General features: G+C 62.3%; 17 protein-coding genes. 8 read left to right on the top strand and 9 right to left on the bottom strand.

Annotation, left to right across the window (positions count from 1 at the left end; genetic code table 11):
- Positions 1-43 precede the first annotated feature (43 nt).
- On the top strand, positions 44-1,075 hold the full coding sequence (locus tag BBG20_RS09855; RefSeq protein WP_065902605.1) for a hypothetical protein: 1,032 nt from the start codon (positions 44-46) through the stop codon (positions 1,073-1,075).
- Positions 1,076-1,096: 21 nt separating this feature from the next.
- Here the strand turns inward: BBG20_RS09855 and BBG20_RS09850 are convergent, their stop codons facing one another.
- Complete coding sequence (locus BBG20_RS09850) at positions 1,097-1,579, bottom strand: acyl-CoA thioesterase (RefSeq protein ID WP_065902603.1); 483 nt, start codon at positions 1,577-1,579, stop codon at positions 1,097-1,099.
- 292 nt (positions 1,580-1,871) lie between these two features.
- Between BBG20_RS09850 and BBG20_RS09845 the strand changes: the two genes are divergently transcribed.
- On the top strand, positions 1,872-3,635 hold the full coding sequence (locus tag BBG20_RS09845; RefSeq protein WP_065902601.1) for a cation:proton antiporter: 1,764 nt from the start codon (positions 1,872-1,874) through the stop codon (positions 3,633-3,635).
- A 79-nt stretch (positions 3,636-3,714) separates the two neighbouring features.
- Here BBG20_RS09845 and BBG20_RS09840 read toward each other — a convergent pair whose 3' ends face one another.
- The 3 genes from BBG20_RS09840 to uvrD all read right to left on the bottom strand — a co-directional run bounded on the left by BBG20_RS09840 (position 3,715) and on the right by uvrD (position 7,586).
- Entirely contained in the window at positions 3,715-4,122 is a 408-nt protein-coding gene (locus BBG20_RS09840; RefSeq protein WP_017739032.1) for an SMI1/KNR4 family protein, read from the bottom strand.
- A 136-nt stretch (positions 4,123-4,258) separates the two neighbouring features.
- On the bottom strand, positions 4,259-5,131 hold the full coding sequence (locus BBG20_RS09835) for a Tim44 domain-containing protein (RefSeq protein ID WP_065902599.1): 873 nt from the start codon (positions 5,129-5,131) through the stop codon (positions 4,259-4,261).
- 271 nt (positions 5,132-5,402) lie between these two features.
- The gene (gene uvrD / locus BBG20_RS09830; RefSeq protein ID WP_065902598.1) at positions 5,403-7,586 is read right to left on the bottom strand and encodes a DNA helicase II; all 2,184 of its coding nucleotides are present in this window, start codon (positions 7,584-7,586) and stop codon (positions 5,403-5,405) included.
- Between the two features lie 279 nt (positions 7,587-7,865).
- On the opposite strand from uvrD, the gene BBG20_RS09825 reads away from it, so the two are divergent.
- From BBG20_RS09825 to BBG20_RS33110, 3 genes are all read left to right on the top strand, one after another.
- Positions 7,866-10,739 (top strand): EAL domain-containing protein, encoded by a 2,874-nt coding sequence (locus BBG20_RS09825; protein ID WP_065902596.1) that lies wholly within the window; start codon positions 7,866-7,868, stop codon positions 10,737-10,739.
- 162 nt (positions 10,740-10,901) lie between these two features.
- A complete protein-coding gene (gene hexR / locus BBG20_RS09820; RefSeq protein ID WP_010168370.1) occupies positions 10,902-11,768 on the top strand; it encodes a transcriptional regulator HexR in 867 nt (288 codons plus the stop codon).
- 195 nt (positions 11,769-11,963) lie between these two features.
- Positions 11,964-12,161: a PA3496 family putative envelope integrity protein gene (locus BBG20_RS33110; RefSeq protein WP_083221356.1), complete on the top strand. Its 198-nt coding sequence runs from the start codon at positions 11,964-11,966 to the stop codon at positions 12,159-12,161.
- Here BBG20_RS33110 and BBG20_RS09815 read toward each other — a convergent pair.
- Positions 12,091-13,065, bottom strand: coding sequence for a LysR family transcriptional regulator (locus BBG20_RS09815; protein WP_065902594.1), 975 nt, complete (start codon positions 13,063-13,065; stop codon positions 12,091-12,093). The two genes, BBG20_RS33110 and BBG20_RS09815, sit on opposite strands and share 71 nt — an antisense overlap.
- Before the next feature lie 195 nt (positions 13,066-13,260).
- On the opposite strand from BBG20_RS09815, the gene BBG20_RS09810 reads away from it, so the two are divergent.
- Both BBG20_RS09810 and oadA read left to right on the top strand, forming a co-directional pair.
- A complete protein-coding gene (locus BBG20_RS09810) occupies positions 13,261-14,676 on the top strand; it encodes an acetyl-CoA carboxylase biotin carboxylase subunit (RefSeq protein ID WP_003195732.1) in 1,416 nt (471 codons plus the stop codon).
- A gap of 102 nt (positions 14,677-14,778) precedes the next feature.
- On the top strand, positions 14,779-16,587 hold the full coding sequence (oadA, locus tag BBG20_RS09805) for a sodium-extruding oxaloacetate decarboxylase subunit alpha (RefSeq protein WP_065902592.1): 1,809 nt from the start codon (positions 14,779-14,781) through the stop codon (positions 16,585-16,587).
- 83 nt (positions 16,588-16,670) lie between these two features.
- Here the strand turns inward: oadA and BBG20_RS09800 are convergent, their stop codons facing one another.
- The 4 genes from BBG20_RS09800 to BBG20_RS09785 form a co-directional block, all read right to left on the bottom strand.
- On the bottom strand, positions 16,671-17,972 hold the full coding sequence (locus BBG20_RS09800; protein ID WP_065902589.1) for an autotransporter outer membrane beta-barrel domain-containing protein: 1,302 nt from the start codon (positions 17,970-17,972) through the stop codon (positions 16,671-16,673).
- A gap of 179 nt (positions 17,973-18,151) precedes the next feature.
- Entirely contained in the window at positions 18,152-18,832 is a 681-nt protein-coding gene (locus BBG20_RS09795; protein WP_065902587.1) for a GNAT family N-acetyltransferase, read from the bottom strand.
- Positions 18,833-18,842: 10 nt separating this feature from the next.
- Positions 18,843-19,289 carry a GNAT family N-acetyltransferase gene (locus BBG20_RS09790; RefSeq protein ID WP_065902585.1) on the bottom strand — a complete coding sequence of 149 codons (447 nt, stop codon included), beginning with the start codon at positions 19,287-19,289 and terminating at the stop codon, positions 18,843-18,845.
- Positions 19,286-19,924 (bottom strand): FMN-binding negative transcriptional regulator, encoded by a 639-nt coding sequence (locus tag BBG20_RS09785; RefSeq protein ID WP_065902583.1) that lies wholly within the window; start codon positions 19,922-19,924, stop codon positions 19,286-19,288. Before BBG20_RS09785 ends, BBG20_RS09790 begins: the two co-directional genes overlap by 4 nt.
- Positions 19,925-20,011: 87 nt before the next feature.
- Between BBG20_RS09785 and pdxR the strand changes: the two genes are divergently transcribed.
- On the top strand, positions 20,012-21,553 hold the full coding sequence (pdxR, locus tag BBG20_RS09780) for a MocR-like pyridoxine biosynthesis transcription factor PdxR (RefSeq protein ID WP_065902579.1): 1,542 nt from the start codon (positions 20,012-20,014) through the stop codon (positions 21,551-21,553).
- Position 21,554: the final 1 nt, after the last annotated feature.

Genomic DNA, 21,554 nt, shown 5'->3' with positions numbered 1-21,554 from the left:
TATCGGGCGCTTCTTGTCCCCCTGTGCTTTTCAAGGAAGATCCATGTCGCCATCCCTTAGGGTTTTTTCCGCGCTGAGCCTGGCCTCGCTGCTCAGTGCCTGCAGTGTCAACGGCAGCTACCCGGACGCCACCGAACCTGATGCGGCGAAGCTGCGCTTTATCTCCAACACACAGAATTCCACGCTCGACCTCTTCGATGCGCAGCACTGCGCAGGCCGTACCACCGGCATGCTCAACAACTTCATGATGGCCGATACCCGCCGCCGCGCCGACATGAGCGTGCCGCCGCCAGCGAAAACCCGTGGCCTGCTGGAAGTGAAGTTGCCCGCCGGCCAGCCGCTTTTCGTGCGACTCAATACCAACGGCGGCTCCTACGTATGCGCCAAGGCGTTCAATTTCACGCCCGAAGCCGGCAAGGAATATGAAGTGACCTTCGACGTCGACGGGAGCAACTGCATTACCACGTTCCGGCGCCTGTCACGGTTCAATGGCAAAGACGCGCGTACGCCACTGCCAATGTTCGAAACGCCGTTGCTGGCATGCGCCGGCAGCACGCCGATGTTCCCCAGGCAGCTGCCCGAAACCGCCCAGCGCACAGCGTTGATCAACACCATCGTCGACACCAACGTGCAGCTGTTCAAAATGATGAACCCTGATACCCCGGCCGAAGCACCGACGACCGCCAAAGCCCTTGAGGAGCAGATTGCCAAGCGCAAGGTGGCGATGGGATCGTTCACGTTGCCGCAGGATTACTGGGCTCAATATCGCCAGAACTACGCACTGTTGAATGAAGAGGCTGCAGCCCAGCAGACACGCACGCTGGGGTTCTACAAGGAGGTTTATCGCTTCCGGCTCACGCTTATCGAGGACGCGGTGCTGCAACAGTGGCTGAACCCGACGGACCTCGCCACGCGCGAGCGGGTCAAGGCCAATGACAAGATGATGACCACGTACTACACCAATACACGCACGTCAGTGATGATCGAGGTGCTCAACCATCACATGGAGCGCATGAGCCAGTTGGACCAGCGCTTTGATGTCTGTGCCCACTACGACAAGTGCTGGCACCTGTAGGCGTGGGCGCGCTCGCGCTTACTAGGCGTCTGCCTTGATCTCCTGATAGCGCTTCTCCAGCTCCTGGCGAATCTGCCGACGCTGCTGGGCCTGCACGAACCGGCGCTTGTCTTCACTGTTGTGGGGCTGCAATGGCGGCACGGCGGCGGGTTTGCGCTGGTCGTCCACGGCCACCATGGTGAAAAAGCAGCTGTTGGTATGGCGCACCGAGCGTTCGCGGATGTTCTCGGTGACCACCTTGATGCCCACTTCCATCGACGTGTTGCCGGTGTAGTTGACCGATGCGAGGAAGGTCACCAATTCGCCGACATGGATCGGTTCGCGAAAGATCACCTGGTCGACCGACAACGTGACCACATAGCGACCGGCATAACGGCTCGCGCAGGCGTAGGCCACTTCGTCGAGGTACTTGAGCAGGGTGCCGCCGTGGACATTGCCTGAGAAGTTGGCCATGTCAGGGGTCATCAATACCGTCATCGACAGCTGGGCGTTTCCGGGTTCCATAGCACACTCACGGGTTGTAGGCATTGGTTGGGGGGGCACCTCTGCGGGTGCTGGAATCTTTGCAGCGCCATCCTTTACGGGACGCCGGTGGGCGGCTTGCCGTCACGCGTGCACCGATCTGTTTCCATATATTGCACCGGCTTTCCGGCGGAAGTCGCGGTGTTAACCTTCAAAAGCCCATCTCAGGGCATTTCTTACGATCAAGGCAGACTCTTCCTCTCGCTCTTTGCGACCGTTCAAAGGCGCGGACGGATGCAGGAAGAGCGCCAGTACCCTCAAGGAGCCCCTCGCCATGCACGCCATCAGCTTTATCCAGGACCTGGCCGTGATCATGTTGGTGGCCGGGGTTGTCACCATCCTGTTTCACCGCCTCAAGCAACCCGTGGTGCTGGGGTACATCGTCGCCGGCTTCATCATCGGCCCTCATACGCCGCCCTTCGGCCTGATCCACGACGAAGACACCATCAAGACCCTCGCCGAGCTGGGGGTGATCTTCCTGATGTTCTGCCTGGGCCTGGAATTCAGTCTGCGCAAGCTGTTCAAGGTCGGTGCCACGGCGTTTATCGCGGCGTTCCTGGAAATCATCCTGATGATCTGGATCGGCTACGAGATCGGCCGCTGGTTCGACTGGAATACCATGGACTCGCTGTTCCTCGGCGCAATCCTGGCGATCTCCTCGACCACCATCATCGTCAAGGCACTCAATGACCTGAAGATGAAGAACCAGCGCTTCGCCCAGCTGATTTTTGGCGTGCTGATCGTGGAAGACATCCTCGGTATCGGCATCATTGCCTTGCTGTCGAGCATCGCCGTCAGTGGCACGGTCAGCTCCGGCGAGGTGTTCTCCACGGTCGGCAAGCTCTCGCTGTTCATGATCGTCGCACTGGTCATCGGCATTTTGCTGGTGCCGCGCCTGCTGGCCTACGTGGCCAAGTTTGAAAGCAACGAAATGCTGCTGATCACCGTACTCGGCCTGTGTTTCGGTTTCTGCCTGCTGGTGGTCAAGCTGGAATACAGCATGGTGCTGGGCGCGTTCCTGATTGGCGCGATCATGGCCGAATCGCGCCAGTTGATTAAGATCGAACGCCTGATCGAGCCGGTTCGCGACATGTTCAGCGCCATCTTCTTCGTCGCCATTGGCTTGATGATCGACCCGCAGATCCTGCTGCAATACGCCTGGCCGATTGCGGTAATCACCGTGGCGGTGGTGCTGGGCAAGATGCTGTCCTGCGGCCTGGGCGCGTTTATCGCCGGCAATGATGGCCGGACCTCACTGCGCGTAGGCATGGGCCTGTCACAGATTGGCGAGTTTTCCTTCATCATCGCCGCGCTTGGGATGACCTTGCAGGTGACCAGCGACTTCCTGTACCCGGTGGCGGTTGCCGTTTCGGCGATCACCACGTTGCTCACGCCGTACCTGATTCGGGGTGCCGACCCGTTGTCGTTGAAGATTGCCGCCGTGATGCCCAAGCGCCTGAGCCGGGTGTTTGGCCTGTATGGCGAGTGGCTGCGCAGTATCCAGCCGCAGGGTGAGGGCGCGATGCTGGCGTCGATGATTCGCAAGATTATCCTGCAAGTGGGGGTGAACCTGGCGCTGGTGGTGGCGATCTTCTTCGCCGGCAGTTACTTCGCGGCGCGCATTGGCGGGTATCTGGAGGGGTGGATCAGTGATCCAAGCTGGCAGAAGGCATTGATCTGGGGTGGGGCGCTGCTGTTGTCGCTGCCGTTCCTGATTGCGGCTTACCGCAAGCTCAAGGCGTTGTCGATGTTGCTGGCAGAGATGAGCGTGAAGCCGGAAATGGCCGGGCGGCACACCCAGCGTGTACGACGCGTGATCGCCGAGCTGATCCCGCTGTTGTCGCTGCTGGTGATCTTCCTGCTATTGGCAGCCTTGTCGGCCAGCATTCTGCCGACCAACAAGTTGCTGGTGCTGATCGCCGTCGTCACGGCCGCAGTGGCGGCCGTGCTCTGGCGGTGGTTCATCCGCGTGCATACGCGCATGCAGGTCGCCTTGCTGGAGACCCTGGATAACCACAAGGACACGCCGGAGCATTGAGAGCAACTGTGGCGAGCTTGCTTGCGCTGGGCTGCGCAGCAGCCCTGAACAGTGATCTCGCCACACAAGCCTTGTGGGATCAGCTTTCCAGCCAGACGTCCCGCGCCCAGTGCCACACCGATTCCCAGGTTTCTTCGGTGACGAGTTCTTCTTCGCCAGACCACAGCACCACGGTGCCGTCTTCTTCGACGCAGTAGTAGTCGTCACCGTCCTGGCAGATCGGGATCATGCTGCGATCAACGCCTGCATCCCAGGCGTTGGCGGCCACGTCGGGCAGGTAGGTGTGGGATTGCGGGTCGGTGACGGTCACCGGCTCCAGGCTGCCGTAGACCACGTCGCTGACGGTCAGCAGGAATTCGCGGAACACAAACGGGATGTCGATGAACAGTTGTTCCTCGATTTCCACCAGTTGGTCTTCGTCAGGCAGTTCCAGAGGAACCGGGACCGGTTCGTTGGCTTCACGCAATTGTTCGATGATTTCTTCCACGGCCGGGATCCTCTTGCTAGATGGCGCGGTTTATAGGGGCGTTTTATACAGTAGCTCGCTATAAGTGCAACCGTGAAATAGAAAACCCCGGACAGGTCCGGGGTTTTTTGTTACGGCTTGCTCAAGCGCGGGGGTATCAGCCGTTCTGGCGGATACCGGCGACCAGCCAAGGCTGGTTGTCGCCTTGGGCGCGTTCCATGTTCCAGCTTTCGCTGAACACTTCGCCCTGGTCGAAACGCGAGGTCTTCGACACACCGCTGAAGGTCAGGGTGGCGATGGTCTTGTCGGCGCGGTCATCCACACCTTCCAGCTGTACGCGCAGGTCGTCGATGTAGGTCGACTGGAAGGCGTCGCCCAGGTCGGCGCGTTCGCGCTTGAGGAACTCCAGCAGTTGTGGGGTCACGAACTCGGAGATCTTGTCCATTTCGTTGGCGTCCCAGTGCTGCTGCAGGGACTGGAAGTGGCTGCGGGCCGCTTCGACGAAACGCTCTTCGTTGAACCACGCCGGGGCGTTGATCACCGGACGGGCGGCGGCAGGCGCGGCCGAACCACCGAAGATCGAACCCATGGCTGGCTTCTGCTCGAACACTTCACGCTGCATCGGCGCGCCGGCTGGAGCCAGGTGCTCCTGCTGCTTGCGTCGACGGGCGGCGATGAAGCGGAAGATCACAAAGGCGATGACCGCCAAGATCAGGATGTCGAAGATCTGCATGCCCTGGAAGCCGCCGCCCATGAACATGGAAGCGAGCAGGCCACCGGCGGCGATACCGGCCAGAGGGCCCAACCAGCGCGAAGCACCGCCGGCCTTGGCCGCGGCGCCAGCAGCACCGGCTGCGCCTGCGGTGGCGGCTGCACCGCCCATGCCGCCGGCGGAAGGAGCCATTTGGCTGGTCTGGTGAGTCGGTGCCGAGCCCATGCTTTTGCCGCCACCGAAGCGCTTGGCGTTGGCGTCGAGGCTCATCGTCAGGCCGATGCACAACGCCATGGCGATGCTAAGAAAACGTTTCATAAAGGGAATTCCCATTTGTGGATTGCACGCGCGCCATGTTGCACAGGTGTAGTGACAGTGGCTAGCGACATAATGTTTCGGGCTTTTGCGTAAGACCGAATCAGAATGGTCTGTAGGACTTAATACAGATATTGGCCCGTGCAGGTGAAAAACAAGGGAGGGTCACAATTCTTCACATTGTAGGAGCCGGCTTGTCGAGTCGTCGCCCCGCAGCGATGGCGGTCTTAGGACCGCCATCGCCAGCAAGCCGGCTTCTACAAGGGGGAGGGTGTCAGATGGCTTCGAGCTTCGCGTAGCCCATCATCAGCCATTTGCTGCCTTCAGCGAAGTTCACCTGTACCCGTGCCTGGGCACCGGCGCCTTCGAAATTGAGGATCACGCCTTCGCCGAAAATCGCATGCTTGACCTGTTGGCCCAGGCTGAACGGGGTTTCCGGAATTTCGGAACCGGCAAACAGGCTGCTGGAGTTCTGCTGCTGGCCACCACCGAACGGGCGGCTGACGCTGTTGGACAGGCGCACTTCCTGGATCAGCCCCTTCGGCACCTCACGGACGAAACGCGACACCTTGTTGTAGGTCTCGCTGCCGTACAGGCGTCGGGTCTCGGCGTAGGTCATCACCAGGTTCTGCATCGCCCGGGTAATGCCCACGTAGGCCAGGCGGCGTTCTTCCTCAAGGCGGCCAGGCTCTTCCAGGCTCATCTTGTGCGGGAACAGGCCTTCTTCCATGCCCACCAGGAACACGTAGGGGAATTCCAGGCCCTTGGCGCTGTGCAGGGTCATCAGCTGGATGCTGTCTTCATGCTCATCGGCCTGGGTATCGCCGGCTTCCAGCGAGGCATGGCTGAGGAAGGCCGCGAGCGGGGTCAGCTCTTCGTCTTCCTCGGTGTTCTCGAACGCACGCGCGGCGCTGACCAGTTCCTCAAGGTTTTCTACCCGGGCCTGGCCTTTCTCGCCTTTTTCCGCTTCGTGGTAGGCGATCAGCCCGGATTGCTCGATTACAGTCTGGGTCATCAAGTGCAGGGGCATTTCCGAGCACTTGGCGGCGAGGTTCTCGATCAGTTCGACAAACACGCCCAGTGCCCCGGCAGCGCGGCCGGTCAGGCCTTTATTGGCGATGAGCAGGCGCATGGCTTCCCACATCGACACATCGGCGTGGCGGGCGTGGTCGCGGATCGCTTCCACGGTTTTCTCGCCGATGCCGCGGGCCGGGATGTTGATCACCCGCTCCAGCGCCGCGTCGTTGCCACGGCCTTCGAGCAGGCGCAGGTAGGCCATGGCGTTCTTGATTTCGGCCCGCTCGAAGAAGCGCTGGCCGCCATAAATGCGGTACGGGATGCGCTCGCGCAGCAAGGCTTCTTCCAGCACCCGCGACTGGGCGTTGGAGCGGTACAGAATCGCGATATCGCTGCGCGCCAGGCCGGTCTTCAACGCGCTTTCGATGGTTTCCACCACGTAGCGCGCTTCATCGTGCTCGTTGAACGCCGCGTACAGGTTGATCGCCTCGCCTTCGCCGCCGTCGGTCCACAGCTCTTTGCCCAGGCGCCCGGTGTTATTGGCGATCAGGGCGTTGGCTGCCTTGAGGATGCCGGCGGTGGAGCGGTAGTTCTGCTCCAGGCGGATGGTGACCGCGTCCGGGAAGTCTTCGGAATACTGGTAGATGTTCTCGATTTTCGCGCCACGCCAGCCATAGATCGACTGGTCGTCATCGCCCACCACCATCAAGCTGTCGCCGCCCTTGGCCAGCAGGCGCAACCAGGCGTACTGCACGGCGTTGGTGTCCTGGAACTCGTCCACCAGGATATGCCGGAAGCGTTTCTGGTAATGGGCCAGCAAGCCTGGGTTGTCGCGCCACAGGTCGAGGGCGCGCAGCAGCAGTTCGGAGAAGTCGATGACGCCGGCCCGCGCGCAGGCGGCCTCGTAGGCTTCATAGATGCTGCGCATGGTGGCCAGGAACAGGTCGCCGCTGGCCTGGATATGTTGCGGGCGCAGGCCTTCGTCTTTCTGGCCGTTGATGAACCATTGCGCTTGCCGCGCTGGCCAACGCTGCTCGTCGAGGCCCAGCTCGCGGATCACGCGCTTGACCAGGCGTTGCTGGTCATCGCTGTCGAGGATCTGGAAGGTCTGGACCAGGCCCGCTTCCTGCCAGTGCGCCCGCAACAGGCGGTGCGCCAGGCCGTGGAAGGTGCCCACCCACATGCCGGCCGGGCTGATGCCCATCAACTGCTCGATGCGATGGCGCATCTCGGCAGCGGCCTTGTTGGTGAACGTCACCGACAGGATGGAGTGCGGCGACGCGTTCTCGACCTGGATCAACCAGGCGATACGGTGCACCAGCACTCGGGTTTTACCGGAGCCAGCACCGGCCAGGACCAACTGACGGCCAACGGGGGCGGCTACGGCCTGGCGTTGGGCATCGTTGAGGGAGTTCAGCAAAAGGGAGAGATCATCGCGCATCGGCGCATTCTAGGGTGCCGGGGGGGCTCGGGCAAATCCCAATGCCGGGCGGGCGACGGAAAACATCCAGGCTGATCCGCGCCGGGCAAACATTCTGCATCGGGTGATGACTGGTCGGTCAATGGCCGCAGCCCCCGCCGTGTCTCGCTCAAGCCGTCTGGCGCCTAGGTTTGCGCTGGATAAACGTGAGGTTTTTATGACGTGGAGCAGTTTGGCCCAAGCGCGTGCTTGTGTATGCTCCGTCGACGTTTCGGGCTCACCATTGTAAGAACACTGCCTATGACCCTCAGCACCGACCTGTTCGGCCCCACGATGGCGCCCGCGCAGGTCATCCATAAACATTACGCCACGGAGATGGCGGTCGAGCGCACGCGCCTGCTCTACCAGGGCTCGTTGCTGCCTACCTTATTAATGCTGGTCAACGGCCTGGTCTGCGCCTGGCTGCTGTGGAACCCCAAGCAATACCTGCTGGACAGCATCTGGCTGGTCTGGCTGCTGGCGTTGGTGGCGATGCGCGTGATCCAGGTGGCGGCGTTTGACTCGGCCATGCCCAGCCGCCAGGCCCAGCCGATCTGGCGCCGCATGTTCATGCTGGGTTCAGCGGTCAGCGGCCTGACCCTGGCCGTCGCCGCCATCGCGCTGGTACCGGTGGACAGCTTTATGCAGCAGGCCTGGGTCTTTGGCCTGATCGGCGCCGCGACGCTGTCGGCCAGCGTGGCCTATGCCGTGAGTCTGCCGGCGTTCCTGTCCTTTTCCCTGCCGTGCCTGGTGCCGGCCATCGCGTACCTGTTCTGGAACGGCGCCCCGCAGCAACAAGGCTGGGGTGTGCTCGGCCTGATCCTGCTGGCGTCCTTGAGTGTGGTGGCGTGGCAGGTCAATCGCTTGATCCAGCGCGGGCTGCTGCGACGCTTCCAGAACCAGGCGCTGATCGAGCATCTGCAACAGGCGCAGCAGCGCAGCGAACAGTTGAATCAGGAACTGGTGCGCGAAGTCGAGCAGCGTCGCCAGGTCGAACAGGAACTGCGTGAAGCGCAGATCGGCCTGCAGGACCGCGTGGCGCAGCGCAGCCAGGAACTCGACGCCGCCAGCCTGGCCCTGAATAAAAGCGAGGCGCGCCTGGCCATGGCCCTGCAAGCCAGCGAACTGGGCCTGTGGGACTGGAACCTGCAAACCGACGAGGTCCACCACACCCAGCTCAAAGAGTTGTTCGGCCTGGAACCCGAGTACGTCACGGCGATGCTCAGCCACCTCAAGCCGCGCCTGCACCCCGAGGACCTGCCGTTGCTCAAGCGCGCGCTGGTGGAGCACCTCAAGGGACGCAGCGAGGACTATCAGGTCGAATACCGCGTGCGCCATGGCGATGGCCATTGGGTGTGGATCGAAGACCGTGGCCGCGCCGTCGAGCGCACGCCCAGCGGGCGCGTCACGCGCATGCTCGGTACGCGCCGCGACATCAGCGCCGGCAAGGCCCTGGAAGAACAGCAGCGCCTGGCTTCGACGGTATTCGAGGCCGCCAGCGAAGGCATCGTGATCCTCGATCCGGATTACGCGTTGATTGCGGTCAACCAGGCCTTCAGCCGCGTCACCGGCTTCGACATCGACGACATGCTCGGCCGCAATGTGGTGGAACTGCCCAGCAGCCGCGATGCGCGGCGCCACTTCCCGGTGATCCGCCAGGCGCTGCTCAGCCACGGCACCTGGCAGGGCGAACTGGTGGAGACGCGCAAGAACGGCGAGCTGTACCCGCAGTGGCTGCAACTGAACGTGGTGCGCGATGTTCGTGGAAAAGTCAGCCATATCGTGGGGTTCTTCGCCGATTTGTCCGCGCGGCGCGAATCCGAGGAGCGCATGCGCTACCTCACGCATTACGATGAATTGACCGGCTTGGCCAATCGTTCGCTGTTCCGCGAACGGTTGCGCGAAGCCCACCAGCGCGTGCGCCTGGGCGGGCGGAGCCTGGCGCTGCTGCACATCAACCTCGACCGTTTCAAATTGCTCAATGACAGCCTCGGCCATGAAGTCGCCGACCAGCTGTTGCAGAAAATGGCGCGGCGCTTGATCAACGCCTTGCCGGAAGCCGACACCATTGCGCGGCTGTCCGGTGATGAATTTGCCGTGCTGTTCGATGCCTATGGCAACCTCTCGAGCCTGGCGCGGGTGGCGACGCGGCTGCTGGCCAAGTTGCGGGTACCGGTGACGGTGGAAGGGCATGAGCTGGTAGTCAGTGCCTCCATGGGGGTCAGCCTGTTGCCGGATAACGCGCGGGAAATTTCCGCGCTGGTCAGCCAGTCGAACATGGCCATGCAACATGCCAAGCATTTGGGCGGCAACAATTTCCAGTTCTACACCGACAGCCTGCAAGCCAGCACCCTGGAGCGCCTGCAGCTGGAAAACCACCTGCGCAAGGCCATCGAGGAGCGCCAACTGACGGTGTTCTACCAGCCGAAACTGTGCCTGGCCACCGGCAAGCTGAATGCCGCCGAAGCGCTGATTCGCTGGGAGCATCCGCAATGGGGCATGGTGCCGCCGGGGGACTTTATCGGCCTCGCCGAAGAGACCGGCCTGATCGTGCCGCTGGGCGAGTTCGTGCTGCGCCAGGCCTGTTGGCAGGCGTGCGAGTGGCAGCGCCAGGGGCTGGCGCCGATCCGGGTGTCGGTGAACCTGTCGGTGCATCAGTTGCGCCAGGGCAAGCTGGTCAGCCTGGTACGCCAGGTGTTGGAAGAGACCGGGCTGGACCCGCAATACCTCGAGCTGGAGCTGACCGAGAGCCAACTGCTCGACAGCGTCGAACACATCATCGCGACCTTCCAGCAGCTGCGCGACCTGGGTGTGAAGCTGGCCATCGACGATTTTGGCACCGGTTATTCATCCCTCAGTTACCTCAAGCGCATCCCCGTGGACTACGTGAAGATCGACCAGACCTTCATCCGGGGCCTCGGGCAGGGTCGGGAGGACGCAGCGATTACCCGGGCGATCATCGCCATGGCGCATGGGCTGGCGCTCAAGGTGGTGGCCGAAGGCGTGGAAGATCAGCAGCAGCTGGATTTCCTGCGCGGCGAGCGTTGCGACGAGGTGCAGGGCTACCTGATCAGTCGGCCGATGGCGGCCGAAGGGCTGGCCGATTTGTTACGGAAAAATGCAGTTTTTCCTTAGCCGCGCGGCTTCAACCCCAGCGGCTACAACTCGGCCGCCCTTAGATTCAAAGGCGGACAGGGCGATTTAGTGATGCATCGGACGGGCAAAACGACAATTCTTGTAGTATAACTACAAGCTTGCTACATCCCTGGCACCTGCCAATAACAAGAGTCCTGCCCTTTGAACCTGTTGCAACATATCGCCCAGTCGCGCCACCTGTTACGCAAATCGGAACTCAAGGTTGCCGATCACGTGCTGCTTGACCCTGCGGCAGTGATGCACAGTTCTATGGCCGACCTGGCCCACAGCGTGGGCATCAGCGAGCCGACCATCGTGCGCTTCTGCCGCGCCATCGGTTGCTCCGGGTTCCAGGACTTGAAACTCAAGCTGGCGCAAAGCCTGGCCGCCGGTGCGAGCTTCGGCCAGTTTGCGATTCATGAAGACGACTCCGTCGCCGACTACAGCCTGAAAATCTTCGACACCACCCTGCACACCCTGATGGAAGTGCGCGAGAAGCTCGACCCGGTGGAGCTGCAAAAGGCCGTGACCGCCATGTCCCAGGCCCAGCGCGTCGAGTTCTACGGCTTCGGTGCGTCTGGTGCGGTGGCCGCCGATGCCCAGCACAAATTCTTCCGGCTGCTGCTCACCGCTGCGGCCTACAGTGATCCGCACATGCAGGCCATGTCGGCGGTGACCTTGAAGCCCACCGACGTGGCGATCTGCATTTCCCAGTCGGGCCGTTCCAAGGACCTGCTGATCACCGCCAACCTGGTGCGTGAAAGCGGCGCGACCCTGATTACGTTGTGCCCGAGCCAGACACCGTTGGCGGAGCTGTCCACGGTCAACCTGGCGATCGATGTGCACGAAGACACCGAGATCTACACCCCGCTGACCTCGCGCATCGCCCACCTGGTGGTGATCGACGTGCTGGCGATGGGCGTGGCAATGGCGCGCGGCCCGAGCCTGGTCAACCACCTCAAGAGTGTGAAGCGCAGCTTGCGCAGCCTGCGTCTCTCACCCAAATCAGTCAAAGCCCTCGACGATTAATCGGGTGTACACAGATCAATGTGCGAGCTGGCTTGCCTGCGATGGCGGTCTGTCAGCTCGCACATTCATTGACTGAGCTGCCACGCAGGATGTGCACAGCGCCTGAAGATTCATCGTCCTGTAACCCCCGCGCCGCCAAACCGTCATCCCCCAGGGCCATCCTGAACTCCCCGTACTCGCATTGGGAGACTGAAAATGGCCCGGCCCTACGAAGACAGCAACAGCTCCGTCAAAACCCGTCGTCAGCAGGAAGACCAGCGCCGCATGGCGTTCCGTCGTGCAATCGAAGACCGCTGCGACGAGCGTCAACTGCAGCAGAGCATCACTGACTACCCGGAACTCCACTGGCAGGCACCCTTGGCTGCCCAGCGAAACGCTCAGCCAACGCGCTGATCTGCACCCGTTCGCTGCGGATAAAGCCCAGGAACGCATGGGCCACCGGTGACAGGCGCTTGGCCTTGGCCTGCACCAGGCACCAGCTGCGGTACAGCGGCAGTTCTTCCACCGGCAGCTCCTTGAGCCCGCCGGTGGCCAGCTCCAGGTTGACCGCGTGGCGCGTCAGCAAGGCCACGCCCAACCCGGCGTTCACGCATTCACGCTGCGCCTCGGCCGAGGCCACTTCCACCGTCTGGGTGAAGTGCACGCGTTTCTCCTTGAAGTATTCCTCGCACGCCAGCCGCGTACCGGAACCCGGTTCGCGCAGCAGCAGTGTGTAGGGCTCCAGGTCCTGCAGGCGCAGCGGGCCTTGCAGGCTCAACGGATGTTCAGGTGGGGCCACGGCCACGATCGGGTTGTTGAGGAACGGCAGGAATTCCAGGCCCATGTCCTGGGGCACCATGGACATGATCACCAGGTCGTCGCGGTTGTCCGAAAGCCGTCGAATCACCTGGGCGCGGTTGACCACCGTCAGGTGCAACTGCACCTCCGGGTGCTGGCGCTTGAAAGCCGCAAACAGGTGCGGCACGAAGTATTTGGCGCTGGATTCCACCGCCAGTTTCAACTGGCCCTGCAGCGAGCCCTGCATGTCCGACAGCTGCATATCGAGGTTTTCCAGGCGCCCGAAAATATCCCGGCTGGCACGTTGCAGGGCTTCGGCGGCTTCGGTCATGTAGAGCTTCTTGCCGACGTAATCGAACAGCGGCTGGCCGATCAGCTCTTCCAGCTGACGAATCTGTAGGCTAACGGCCGGTTGCGTAAGCGACATTTCCTCGGCTGCACGGCTGTAGGAACGCAAATCGCACACTTCATTGAAGATCTGCAATTGACGTAATGTCATACGCATCAATGACTTACGCATTATTTTGTAATCCCGGCCTACCCCTGATGCATCGACTATAAGTCTTTACTTATACACAGCCCAATAATTATTGATTTTTGTTAATCCCTGTTGGGGCTTAGTGTGTGTCTCGCGACTGTCATGAAACATTTGGTCACGCGCCGACCCGGATCCAGTGGGTTGAAGACGCAGCAATCGGCTCAAGGGAATTTCCAAGTGATAAAAAAGATCCTGATCGCCAACCGTGGTGAAATTGCCGTACGAATCGTGCGTGCCTGCGCCGAGATGGGCATTCGCTCGGTCGCGGTCTATTCCGACGCCGACCGTCACGCGTTGCACGTCAAGCGTGCCGACGAAGCCCACAGCATCGGGGCCGAGCCCCTGGCCGGCTACCTGAACCCGCGCAAGCTGGTGAACCTGGCCGTGGAAACCGGCTGTGATGCGCTGCACCCCGGCTACGGGTTCCTCTCGGAAAACGCCGAGCTGGCCGACATTTGCGCTGAACGCGGGATTAAGTTCATCGGCCCGTCGGCTGAAGTGATCCGTCGCATGGGCGACAAGACTGAAGCGCGCCGCAGCATGATCAAGGCTGGCGTGCCGGTCACGCCGGGGACTGAAGGCAACGTTGCCGACATCCATGAAGCCCTGACCGAAGGCGACCGCATCGGCTACCCGGTGATGCTCAAGGCCACGTCCGGTGGTGGTGGTCGTGGTATCCGCCGCTGCAACAGCCGTGAAGAACTCGAACAAGCCTTCCCCCGCGTGATTTCCGAGGCCACCAAGGCCTTCGGTTCGGCGGAAGTGTTCCTGGAAAAATGCATCGTCAATCCCAAGCACATCGAGGCGCAGATCCTCGGTGACAGCTTCGGCAACGTGGTGCACCTGTTCGAGCGTGACTGCTCGATCCAGCGCCGCAACCAGAAGCTGATCGAAATTGCCCCCAGCCCCCAACTGACCCCGGAACAGCGCGCCTACATCGGCGACCTGTCGGTGCGCGCGGCCAAGGCGGTGGGCTACGAGAATGCCGGTACCGTGGAGTTCCTGCTCGCCGAGGGCGAGGTGTACTTCATGGAGATGAACACCCGGGTGCAGGTGGAACACACCATCACCGAAGAAATCACCGGGATCGACATTGTCCGCGAGCAGATCCGCATCGCCTCGGGCCTGCCGCTGTCGGTCAAGCAGGAAGACATCCAGCACCGTGGCTTCGCGTTGCAGTTCCGTATCAACGCCGAAGACCCGAAGAACAACTTCCTCCCCAGCTTCGGCAAGATCACCCGTTACTACGCCCCCGGCGGTCCCGGCGTGCGCACCGACACGGCGATCTATACCGGCTACACCATTCCACCGTTCTACGACTCCATGTGCCTGAAACTGGTGGTCTGGGCGTTGACCTGGGAAGAAGCCATGGACCGCGGCCTGCGCGCCCTGGACGACATGCGCCTGCAAGGCGTGAAAACCACCGCCGCCTACTACCAGGAAATCCTGCGCAACCCGGAATTCCGCAGTGGCCAGTTCAACACCAGTTTTGTCGAAAGCCATCCTGAACTGACCAACTACTCGATCAAGCGCAAACCCGAAGAGCTGGCCCTGGCCATCGCCGCCGCCATCGCCGCCCACGCAGGCTTATAAATAAGCAGCTGCAAGTTGCAAGCGGCAAGCTACAAGTTAAAGCGGATCAGCGTTTACTTGCAGCTTGTAGCTTGAAACTTGCCGCTATGAGGAGATCCGAATATGACTAAGAAAATCTTCGTAACCGACACCATCCTGCGCGACGCTCACCAATCGTTGCTGGCGACCCGCATGCGCACCGACGACATGCTGCCGATCTGCGACAAGCTCGACAAAGTCGGCTACTGGTCGCTGGAAGTCTGGGGCGGCGCGACCTTCGACGCCTGCGTACGTTTTTTGAAAGAAGACCCATGGGAGCGCCTGCGCAAGCTGCGCGCCGCGTTGCCTAACACGCGCCTGCAAATGCTCCTGCGCGGCCAGAACCTGCTGGGCTACCGCCACTACAGCGACGACGTGGTCAAAGCCTTCGTCGCCAAGGCCGCCGTGAACGGCATCGACGTGTTCCGTATCTTCGACGCCATGAACGATGTGCGTAACCTGCGCGTGGCCATCGAGGCGGTGAAAGCTGCCGGCAAACATGCCCAGGGCACCATCGCCTACACCACCAGCCCGGTGCACACCATCGAAGCGTTTGTGGCCCAGGCCAAGCAAATGGAATCCATGGGCTGCGACTCTGTGGCAATCAAGGACATGGCTGGCTTGCTGACCCCGTACGCCACCGGCGAACTGGTCAAGGCGCTGAAGGCCGAGCAGAGCCTGCCCGTGTTCATCCACTCGCATGACACCGCCGGCCTGGCCGCGATGTGCCAACTCAAGGCCATCGAGAACGGTGCCGACCATATCGACACCGCGATTTCCAGCTTCGCCTGGGGCACCAGCCACCCGGGGACCGAGTCGATGGTTGCCGCGCTCAAAGGCAGCGAATTCGACACCGGCCTGAGCCTGGAGCTGCTGCAGGAAATCGGCCTGTACTTCTACGCCGTGCGCAAGAAGTACCACCAGTTCGAAAGCGAGTTCACCGCCGTCGACACCCGCGTGCAAGTCAACCAGGTGCCGGGCGGGATGATCTCCAACCTCGCCAACCAGCTGAAAGAGCAGGGCGCACTCAACCGCATGGGCGAAGTGCTGGCCGAAATCCCGCGGGTGCGTGAAGACCTTGGCTTCCCGCCGCTGGTCACGCCGACCTCGCAGATTGTCGGCACCCAGGCGTTCTTCAACGTGCTGGCCGGTGAGCGCTACAAGACCATCACCAACGAAGTGAAGCTCTACCTGCAAGGCGGCTACGGCAAGGCGCCGGGTACCGTGAACGAGAAACTGCGCCGTCAGGCCATCGGCAGCGAAGAGGTGATCGACGTGCGTCCGGCTGATTTGCTCAAGCCGGAAATGACCAAGCTGCGCGGCGAGATCGGTGCGTTGGCCAAGTCGGAAGAAGACGTGCTGACCTACGCGATGTTCCCGGACATCGGGCGCAAGTTCCTCGAGGAACGTGACGCCGGCACCCTGGCCCCTGAAGTGCTGCTGCCGATCCCTGAAGCCGGCGGTGTGGCGCGTGCTGGCGGCGAAGGCGTGCCGACCGAGTTCGTCATCGATGTGCACGGCGAAAGCTACCGCGTGGACATCACCGGCGTCGGCGTGAAGGCCGAAGGCAAGCGCCATTTCTACCTGTCCATCGACGGCATGCCGGAAGAAGTGGTGTTCGAACCGCTCAACGAATTTGTCAGCAGCGGCGGCAGCAAGCGCAAGCACGCCACTGAGCCGGGCCACGTCAGCACGGCAATGCCGGGCAACATCGTCGACGTGCTGGTCAAGGAAGGTGATGTGGTCAAGGCTGGCCAGGCCGTGCTGATCACCGAGGCCATGAAGATGGAAACCGAAGTGCAGGCGTCGATCGCCGGCAAGGTCACCGCTGTGCATGTGGCCAAGGGCGACCGGGTCAACCCGGGCGAGATCCTGATTGAGATCGAAGGCTGATACAGCCTTCGACATAACCGTTTAATCCTCGGGGGAGCAGGTGCTCCCCTTTTTTTTGCCTGTCGATCGGGCTTCCCGGTGACTTAGAACGCCATCGCCCATTGGCCCATCAACCCCTGGTTGCGACTGTGGCTGCCAAACTCGGCGCTGTAGGCCAGGCCTACGCTGTGCTCGTCCGACAGCGCCAGCTCCACGCCGGTGCGCAGCGCCAGGCTGTCACGGTCCAGGGACGTGCCGCCGACGGTGAACGCGCTGTTGAAGTCCTCACGTTTTTCCCAGGCGAAGGACTGACGTACGCGGCTGCTGGTGTCGCCATAGAGATGCTTCCAGCTTGTGCTCAAGTGCGGCTTGAGGATCATCTGGTTGGCCAGCGTCACGTCATGGGTCACGCGCAGGCCGAAGGTGCTGCTGAGGTTCTGCTGGGTCTGCGTACCCACGTTCAAGGCGCTGTAGCCGCCTTTCTCCTGGAAGCGTTCGCGGTGATAGCGCTGGAAACCCACGCCGGCAAAGGGCTCGGCGCGCCAGTCAGCGGTCTGCAGCTGATAGCCCAGCTCGGCAAATGCGTTTTGGCTCCGCGCCTTGTACTTGCCCGAGAGGTGATTGCGGTGATTGATGAAGTCGAAGTCGACCGTGCGTTTGTTTTGCCCGGTATGGCTGCTGTACAGCGCGCCGAGGCGCAGTGCGAGTGGCCCGTCCAGGCGGACGGCGTAGGCGCCGAGGTGCCAGCTGTCCACTTCACCCTTGAAGCGCCTGGCGCTCAGGTCGCTGCCGGATTTGCCGCCCACCACACCCACCCGCCATGCATCGTCGATTGCGCCGTCGGCCCCCAGTAACAGGCCTTGGCTGCTCTGTTTCAAGCCGGCACTGCCGTGTTGCGCATCAAGGCTGCCGCCATTGCCCAGGCCTTGCAGCCATACGCGACCGGTGTCGCCGGTGTCTTTATCCAGCTGGCGTATGGCTGCCAACAGGTTGGCGTTCAAGGCTTTCTGGCTGTTCTGGGTGGCAGTGCCGAGGTTGGCGTTCTGGCTTCCCGCCAGTTGCTCGAGCACTGCACCTATTCGGCTCGGCTCCAGGGTGCTCAGGTACAGGCCGTAACGTTCGAGCCGGCTTTTTTCCCGCTCGTTGAACTCGTCCGACGCGAGCAATCCATCCACGGCGGCGTCCAGCACCCGAGCGACGCTCAGGGCGTTTCGGCTGGTCGCCCGGTCGGCGAAGTAGAAGTCTTCAGGCGCCGGCAGCGCCGGCGCGGAATGACCCTTGTTGCCGGGCTGTTCGAACCATTCACTGTCTGGCTCCATATCGCCCCTGGCCTGTGCGTATTGAGCGCCGAGGGCACCCAGCGCCAGGGTGATGGCGAGCGCGAGTTGTTTGTGTATGCGCGGCATGTAATCCCACCTCTTGATGTATGAGGCGGGGAATTTAGCGAGGCTGCGGGGGGATAAATGTCAGGCCGGGCGACCCTTGCTTGCGGGAGATGTCGCTAGTCTGCAGCGATAATTGCGGCTATCGCCAAGGGATTGGGCCGACGCGCATTGCGCCGCCGGCCCAGCGGTTGAGCCACGTCTCAGAGCGCCTGCTGGCGACACTCCGCGAGGCTCTTCAACTGCCCAGAGCCCGACTGGTTGGCATCTGACAACCAGGCCTCGAAACCCGCGCCAATCGCGGGCCATTCCGAATCCAGGATCGAGTACCACGCGGTATCGCGGTTTTGCCCCTTTACCACCATGTGCTGGCGGAACACCCCTTCAAAACTGAACCCCAGCCGCTCGGCCGCGTATTTGGAGCGGGCGTTGCCGTTGTTGCACTTCCATTCCAGGCGGCGATAGCCCTGTTCGAACGCATGCTTGGCGAGCAGGTACACCGCTTCGGTGCTTTTCGGCGAGCGTTGCATCGGTGCGCCGAAGGTCACGTGGCCGATTTCGATGCGGCCCTGGGCCGGGACGATGGACATCAGGCTGAGGATGCCTTGCACCTGGCCGCTCGCCCGGTCGATCACGCTGAAGAAATACGGATCGCTGTGTTGCGCATGGTTGTTGAGCCAGTCATTGAAGACACCGCGCTCGGGGAACGGGCCATAAGGCAGGTAATCCCACAGTTTCGGGTCGGCGCCGGGGCCTTGCAGGGCTTGGAACAGGTCGTCGCCATGGCGTGCCGGGTCGAGTTTTTCCAGGCGGATAAAGCGCCCTTCGAGCAGTTGGACCGTAGGCGCCGGGACGCCTTTCCAGTCGGCGGGTGAGATAGGCATGCTGCGCTCCTTAAAGACCTTTGCGAAATTGAATGAAACCCGGACGTTCGGCGATGCGCTCGTAGAGTTGGATCGCCGTGGCGTTGGTCTCGTGGGTCAGCCAGTGCACCTTGGCGCAGCCATCAGCCTTGGCGGTGGCATAGACGAACTCGATCAGTTTGCGGCCAACACCGGTGCCGCGCTGGGCCGGGTCCACCAACAGGTCCTGCAGGTAGCACGAGTTCTCGATGCTCCAGTTGGAACGGTGGTAGATGAAGTTGACCATGCCCACGGCCTTGCCATCCTGCCAGGCCAGCGCGGAATGGGTCGGCTCCTGTGCATCGAGCAGGCGTTGCCAGGTGCTCTGGGTCACGGCGTCCGGCAGCTCGGTGTTGTAGAACTTCAGGTACGCCTGCCACAACGGCAGCCAGGCGGCGTGGTCGGCGGCAGTGACCGGGCGGATGTCGATCTGGCTCATTCTGAAACTCCTTGGGGAATAAAGCGGGCGAGGGTCTGGTCGCGCACATCGGCGCTGGCGGCCAGCCCTTTACGAACACCGTCGATGTCGGCCTGGCTGCGGTTCTGGCTGAGCTTGCGCTTGCCGATCAGGCGCTCGATCGGCAGGGCGAAGCCGACGATGGCCTTGAGCATGCCGTCGATGTAATCGGCCGGTGCGTCGCTGACCTTCCACGGCTGGGTACGGTTGCCTTCATGGTGATCAGTCAGGGCGCTGACCAGTGCAAGCAGGCGCTCGGCGTCGGTAAACACTTCAGCCTTGCCGTAGGCATGCACCGCCAGGTAGTTCCAGGTCGGGACCACCTTGCCGTGCTCGGCCTTGGCCGGGTAGAACGCCGGGCTGATGTAGGCCTCGGCGCCGGCAAAGATCACCAGGGCCTCGCTGCCGTTTTGCAGGTCGCGCCATTGCGGATTGGCCTTGGCCAAGTGCCCGTAGAGGGTGCCATTGGGGCCTTCATCGGGGTTGAGCAGCAGCGGCAGGTGGCTGGCTTGCAGGCCTTGCTCGCCAACGGTCACCAACTGCGCCAGGCGCGTGTGCTGAATCAGTTGCTGCAATTCGGGCAAGTCTTCGAGGGCAAAGGCGCGAGGTGTGTACATGAATATTTTCCTTGGCGAATGCCTGCATCGTAGGCAGGCTAATGGTCTGTTGTAAGAGCCATCTCAGGCCAATTTCATAGGTCCAATATGCCGCCGCTTTCGCCGCCTCTGTCATTCAACCCTGCCGGCATCGAGCTGGACCGTCGCCAAGGCCTGACGCGCCAGCTGTATGAGGCCCTGCGCCAGCGGGTGCTGGACGGACGCCTGGCCAGCGGCACGCGCTTACCCGCCAGTCGTGACTTGGCCGCGGCCCTGGCGATTTCGCGCAACAGCGTGGTGCGTGCCTACGATCAACTGTACGCCGAAGGGTTTATCGAAGGCCGAGTCGGTGATGGCACCTATGTGGCCCAACTGCCCCAGCCGAAAAAACTATCCACAAAAGTGTCCACAGGGTTACCCACAGGCTTATCCCCAGCCTTATCCACAAAATGGACGGATTTACCCGAAGATCTCGATAAAGAAGTTATCCACAGACCGGGCCTGGCCCGGGTGAAAAACAACCATCTTTCACAGCCGCCTGCGGGCCCGCCCAGGGCGTTTCGCGTGGGTGTGCCGGCCTTCGATCTGTTTCCGTTCGAGGTGTGGGCCAAGCTGAACGGGGCATTCTGGCGCAAGCCGGACCTGGAGCAGTTGTGCTACGGCGACCCGGCGGGCGATGCTCGCCTGCGTGGCCTGATTGCCGCTTACCTGCGCAGCTCGCGGGGCATGCAGTGCGCGGCTGAGCAAATAGTGATCACCTGTGGCGCACAGCAGGCAATCAGCCTTTGTGCACAGTTGCTGGTGGAGCCGGGCGACGGCGTTGCGGTGGAAAACCCGGGTTACCGCGCTGCCGGCCATGCATTCGCCCTGGCCGGTGCGAACCTGCAGGGCGTGCCGGTGGACCACGAAGGCATCGACTGCCACACCCTCAACAGCCTGAAAGATTGCCGCCTGGCCTATGTCACGCCGTCCCACCAATACCCATTGGGCGTGGTCATGAGCCTGGCGCGGCGCCTGGAACTGCTGGCCTGGGCCGAGCGCACCGGCGGCTGGATCATCGAGGACGACTATGACGGCGAGTACCGCTACAGCGGCGCACCGCTGTCGCCCCTGGCCGCGCTGGACCGCAGTGGCCGCGTGCTCTACGTCGGCACCTTCGGCAAAGTCGCGTTCCCGGCCCTGCGCCTGGGGTATCTGGTATTGCCGCCGGGGCTGGTGGATGCGTTCTCGCGGCGCCGTGCGGTGGACATGCGCCACTCGGAAGTCAGCACCCAGGCGGTGATGGCCGAGTTCATGGCGGCCGGGCACTTCCAGCGCCATATTCGCCGCATGCGGCGGGCGGCCTTGAGTCGCCGCAATGCGGTGCTGGCCGGTTGGCCGGGCGGCTTGCCGGGCGTCGGCGAATTGCCCAGTGTGGCGGCGGGGCTGCACATGACGGTACGCGTGGACAGCCTGGCCCGCGAGCAGCAATTGGTTGAGCAGGCCCAGGGCGTGGGGGTCGAGGTCAATGGGCTGAGCAGTTATTGGCTGGCGCACTCCACCACGCCGGCGGACCAGCGCGCCGGCCTGGTGCTGGGCTTTGCCGCCGTGCCCGAAGCGGCCATCGCCGAGGCCCTGGCTAAGCTGCGCAGGGCCTGGCAGGCCGGTTGAC

The organism is Pseudomonas aylmerensis (genome assembly GCF_001702265.1).
Classification (GTDB): domain Bacteria; phylum Pseudomonadota; class Gammaproteobacteria; order Pseudomonadales; family Pseudomonadaceae; genus Aquipseudomonas; species Aquipseudomonas aylmerensis.
This window is presented reverse-complemented; position numbering and strand designations above follow the sequence as displayed.

Coding starts and splice junctions, on each gene's coding strand:
- BBG20_RS09790 (WP_065902585.1), bottom strand. CDS start 19,289: ATGAGCCAGATCGACATCCGCCCGGTCACTGCCGCCGACCACGCCGCC.
- BBG20_RS09855 (WP_065902605.1), top strand. CDS start 44: ATGTCGCCATCCCTTAGGGTTTTTTCCGCGCTGAGCCTGGCCTCGCTG.
- BBG20_RS09800 (WP_065902589.1), bottom strand. CDS start 17,972: ATGCCGCGCATACACAAACAACTCGCGCTCGCCATCACCCTGGCGCTG.
- BBG20_RS09845 (WP_065902601.1), top strand. CDS start 1,872: ATGCACGCCATCAGCTTTATCCAGGACCTGGCCGTGATCATGTTGGTG.
- oadA (WP_065902592.1), top strand. CDS start 14,779: ATGACTAAGAAAATCTTCGTAACCGACACCATCCTGCGCGACGCTCAC.
- uvrD (WP_065902598.1), bottom strand. CDS start 7,586: ATGCGCGATGATCTCTCCCTTTTGCTGAACTCCCTCAACGATGCCCAA.
- BBG20_RS09835 (WP_065902599.1), bottom strand. CDS start 5,131: ATGAAACGTTTTCTTAGCATCGCCATGGCGTTGTGCATCGGCCTGACG.
- BBG20_RS09815 (WP_065902594.1), bottom strand. CDS start 13,065: ATGCGTAAGTCATTGATGCGTATGACATTACGTCAATTGCAGATCTTC.
- BBG20_RS09795 (WP_065902587.1), bottom strand. CDS start 18,832: ATGCCTATCTCACCCGCCGACTGGAAAGGCGTCCCGGCGCCTACGGTC.
- BBG20_RS09785 (WP_065902583.1), bottom strand. CDS start 19,924: ATGTACACACCTCGCGCCTTTGCCCTCGAAGACTTGCCCGAATTGCAG.
- pdxR (WP_065902579.1), top strand. CDS start 20,012: ATGCCGCCGCTTTCGCCGCCTCTGTCATTCAACCCTGCCGGCATCGAG.
- BBG20_RS33110 (WP_083221356.1), top strand. CDS start 11,964: ATGGCCCGGCCCTACGAAGACAGCAACAGCTCCGTCAAAACCCGTCGT.
- BBG20_RS09850 (WP_065902603.1), bottom strand. CDS start 1,579: ATGGAACCCGGAAACGCCCAGCTGTCGATGACGGTATTGATGACCCCT.
- BBG20_RS09825 (WP_065902596.1), top strand. CDS start 7,866: ATGACCCTCAGCACCGACCTGTTCGGCCCCACGATGGCGCCCGCGCAG.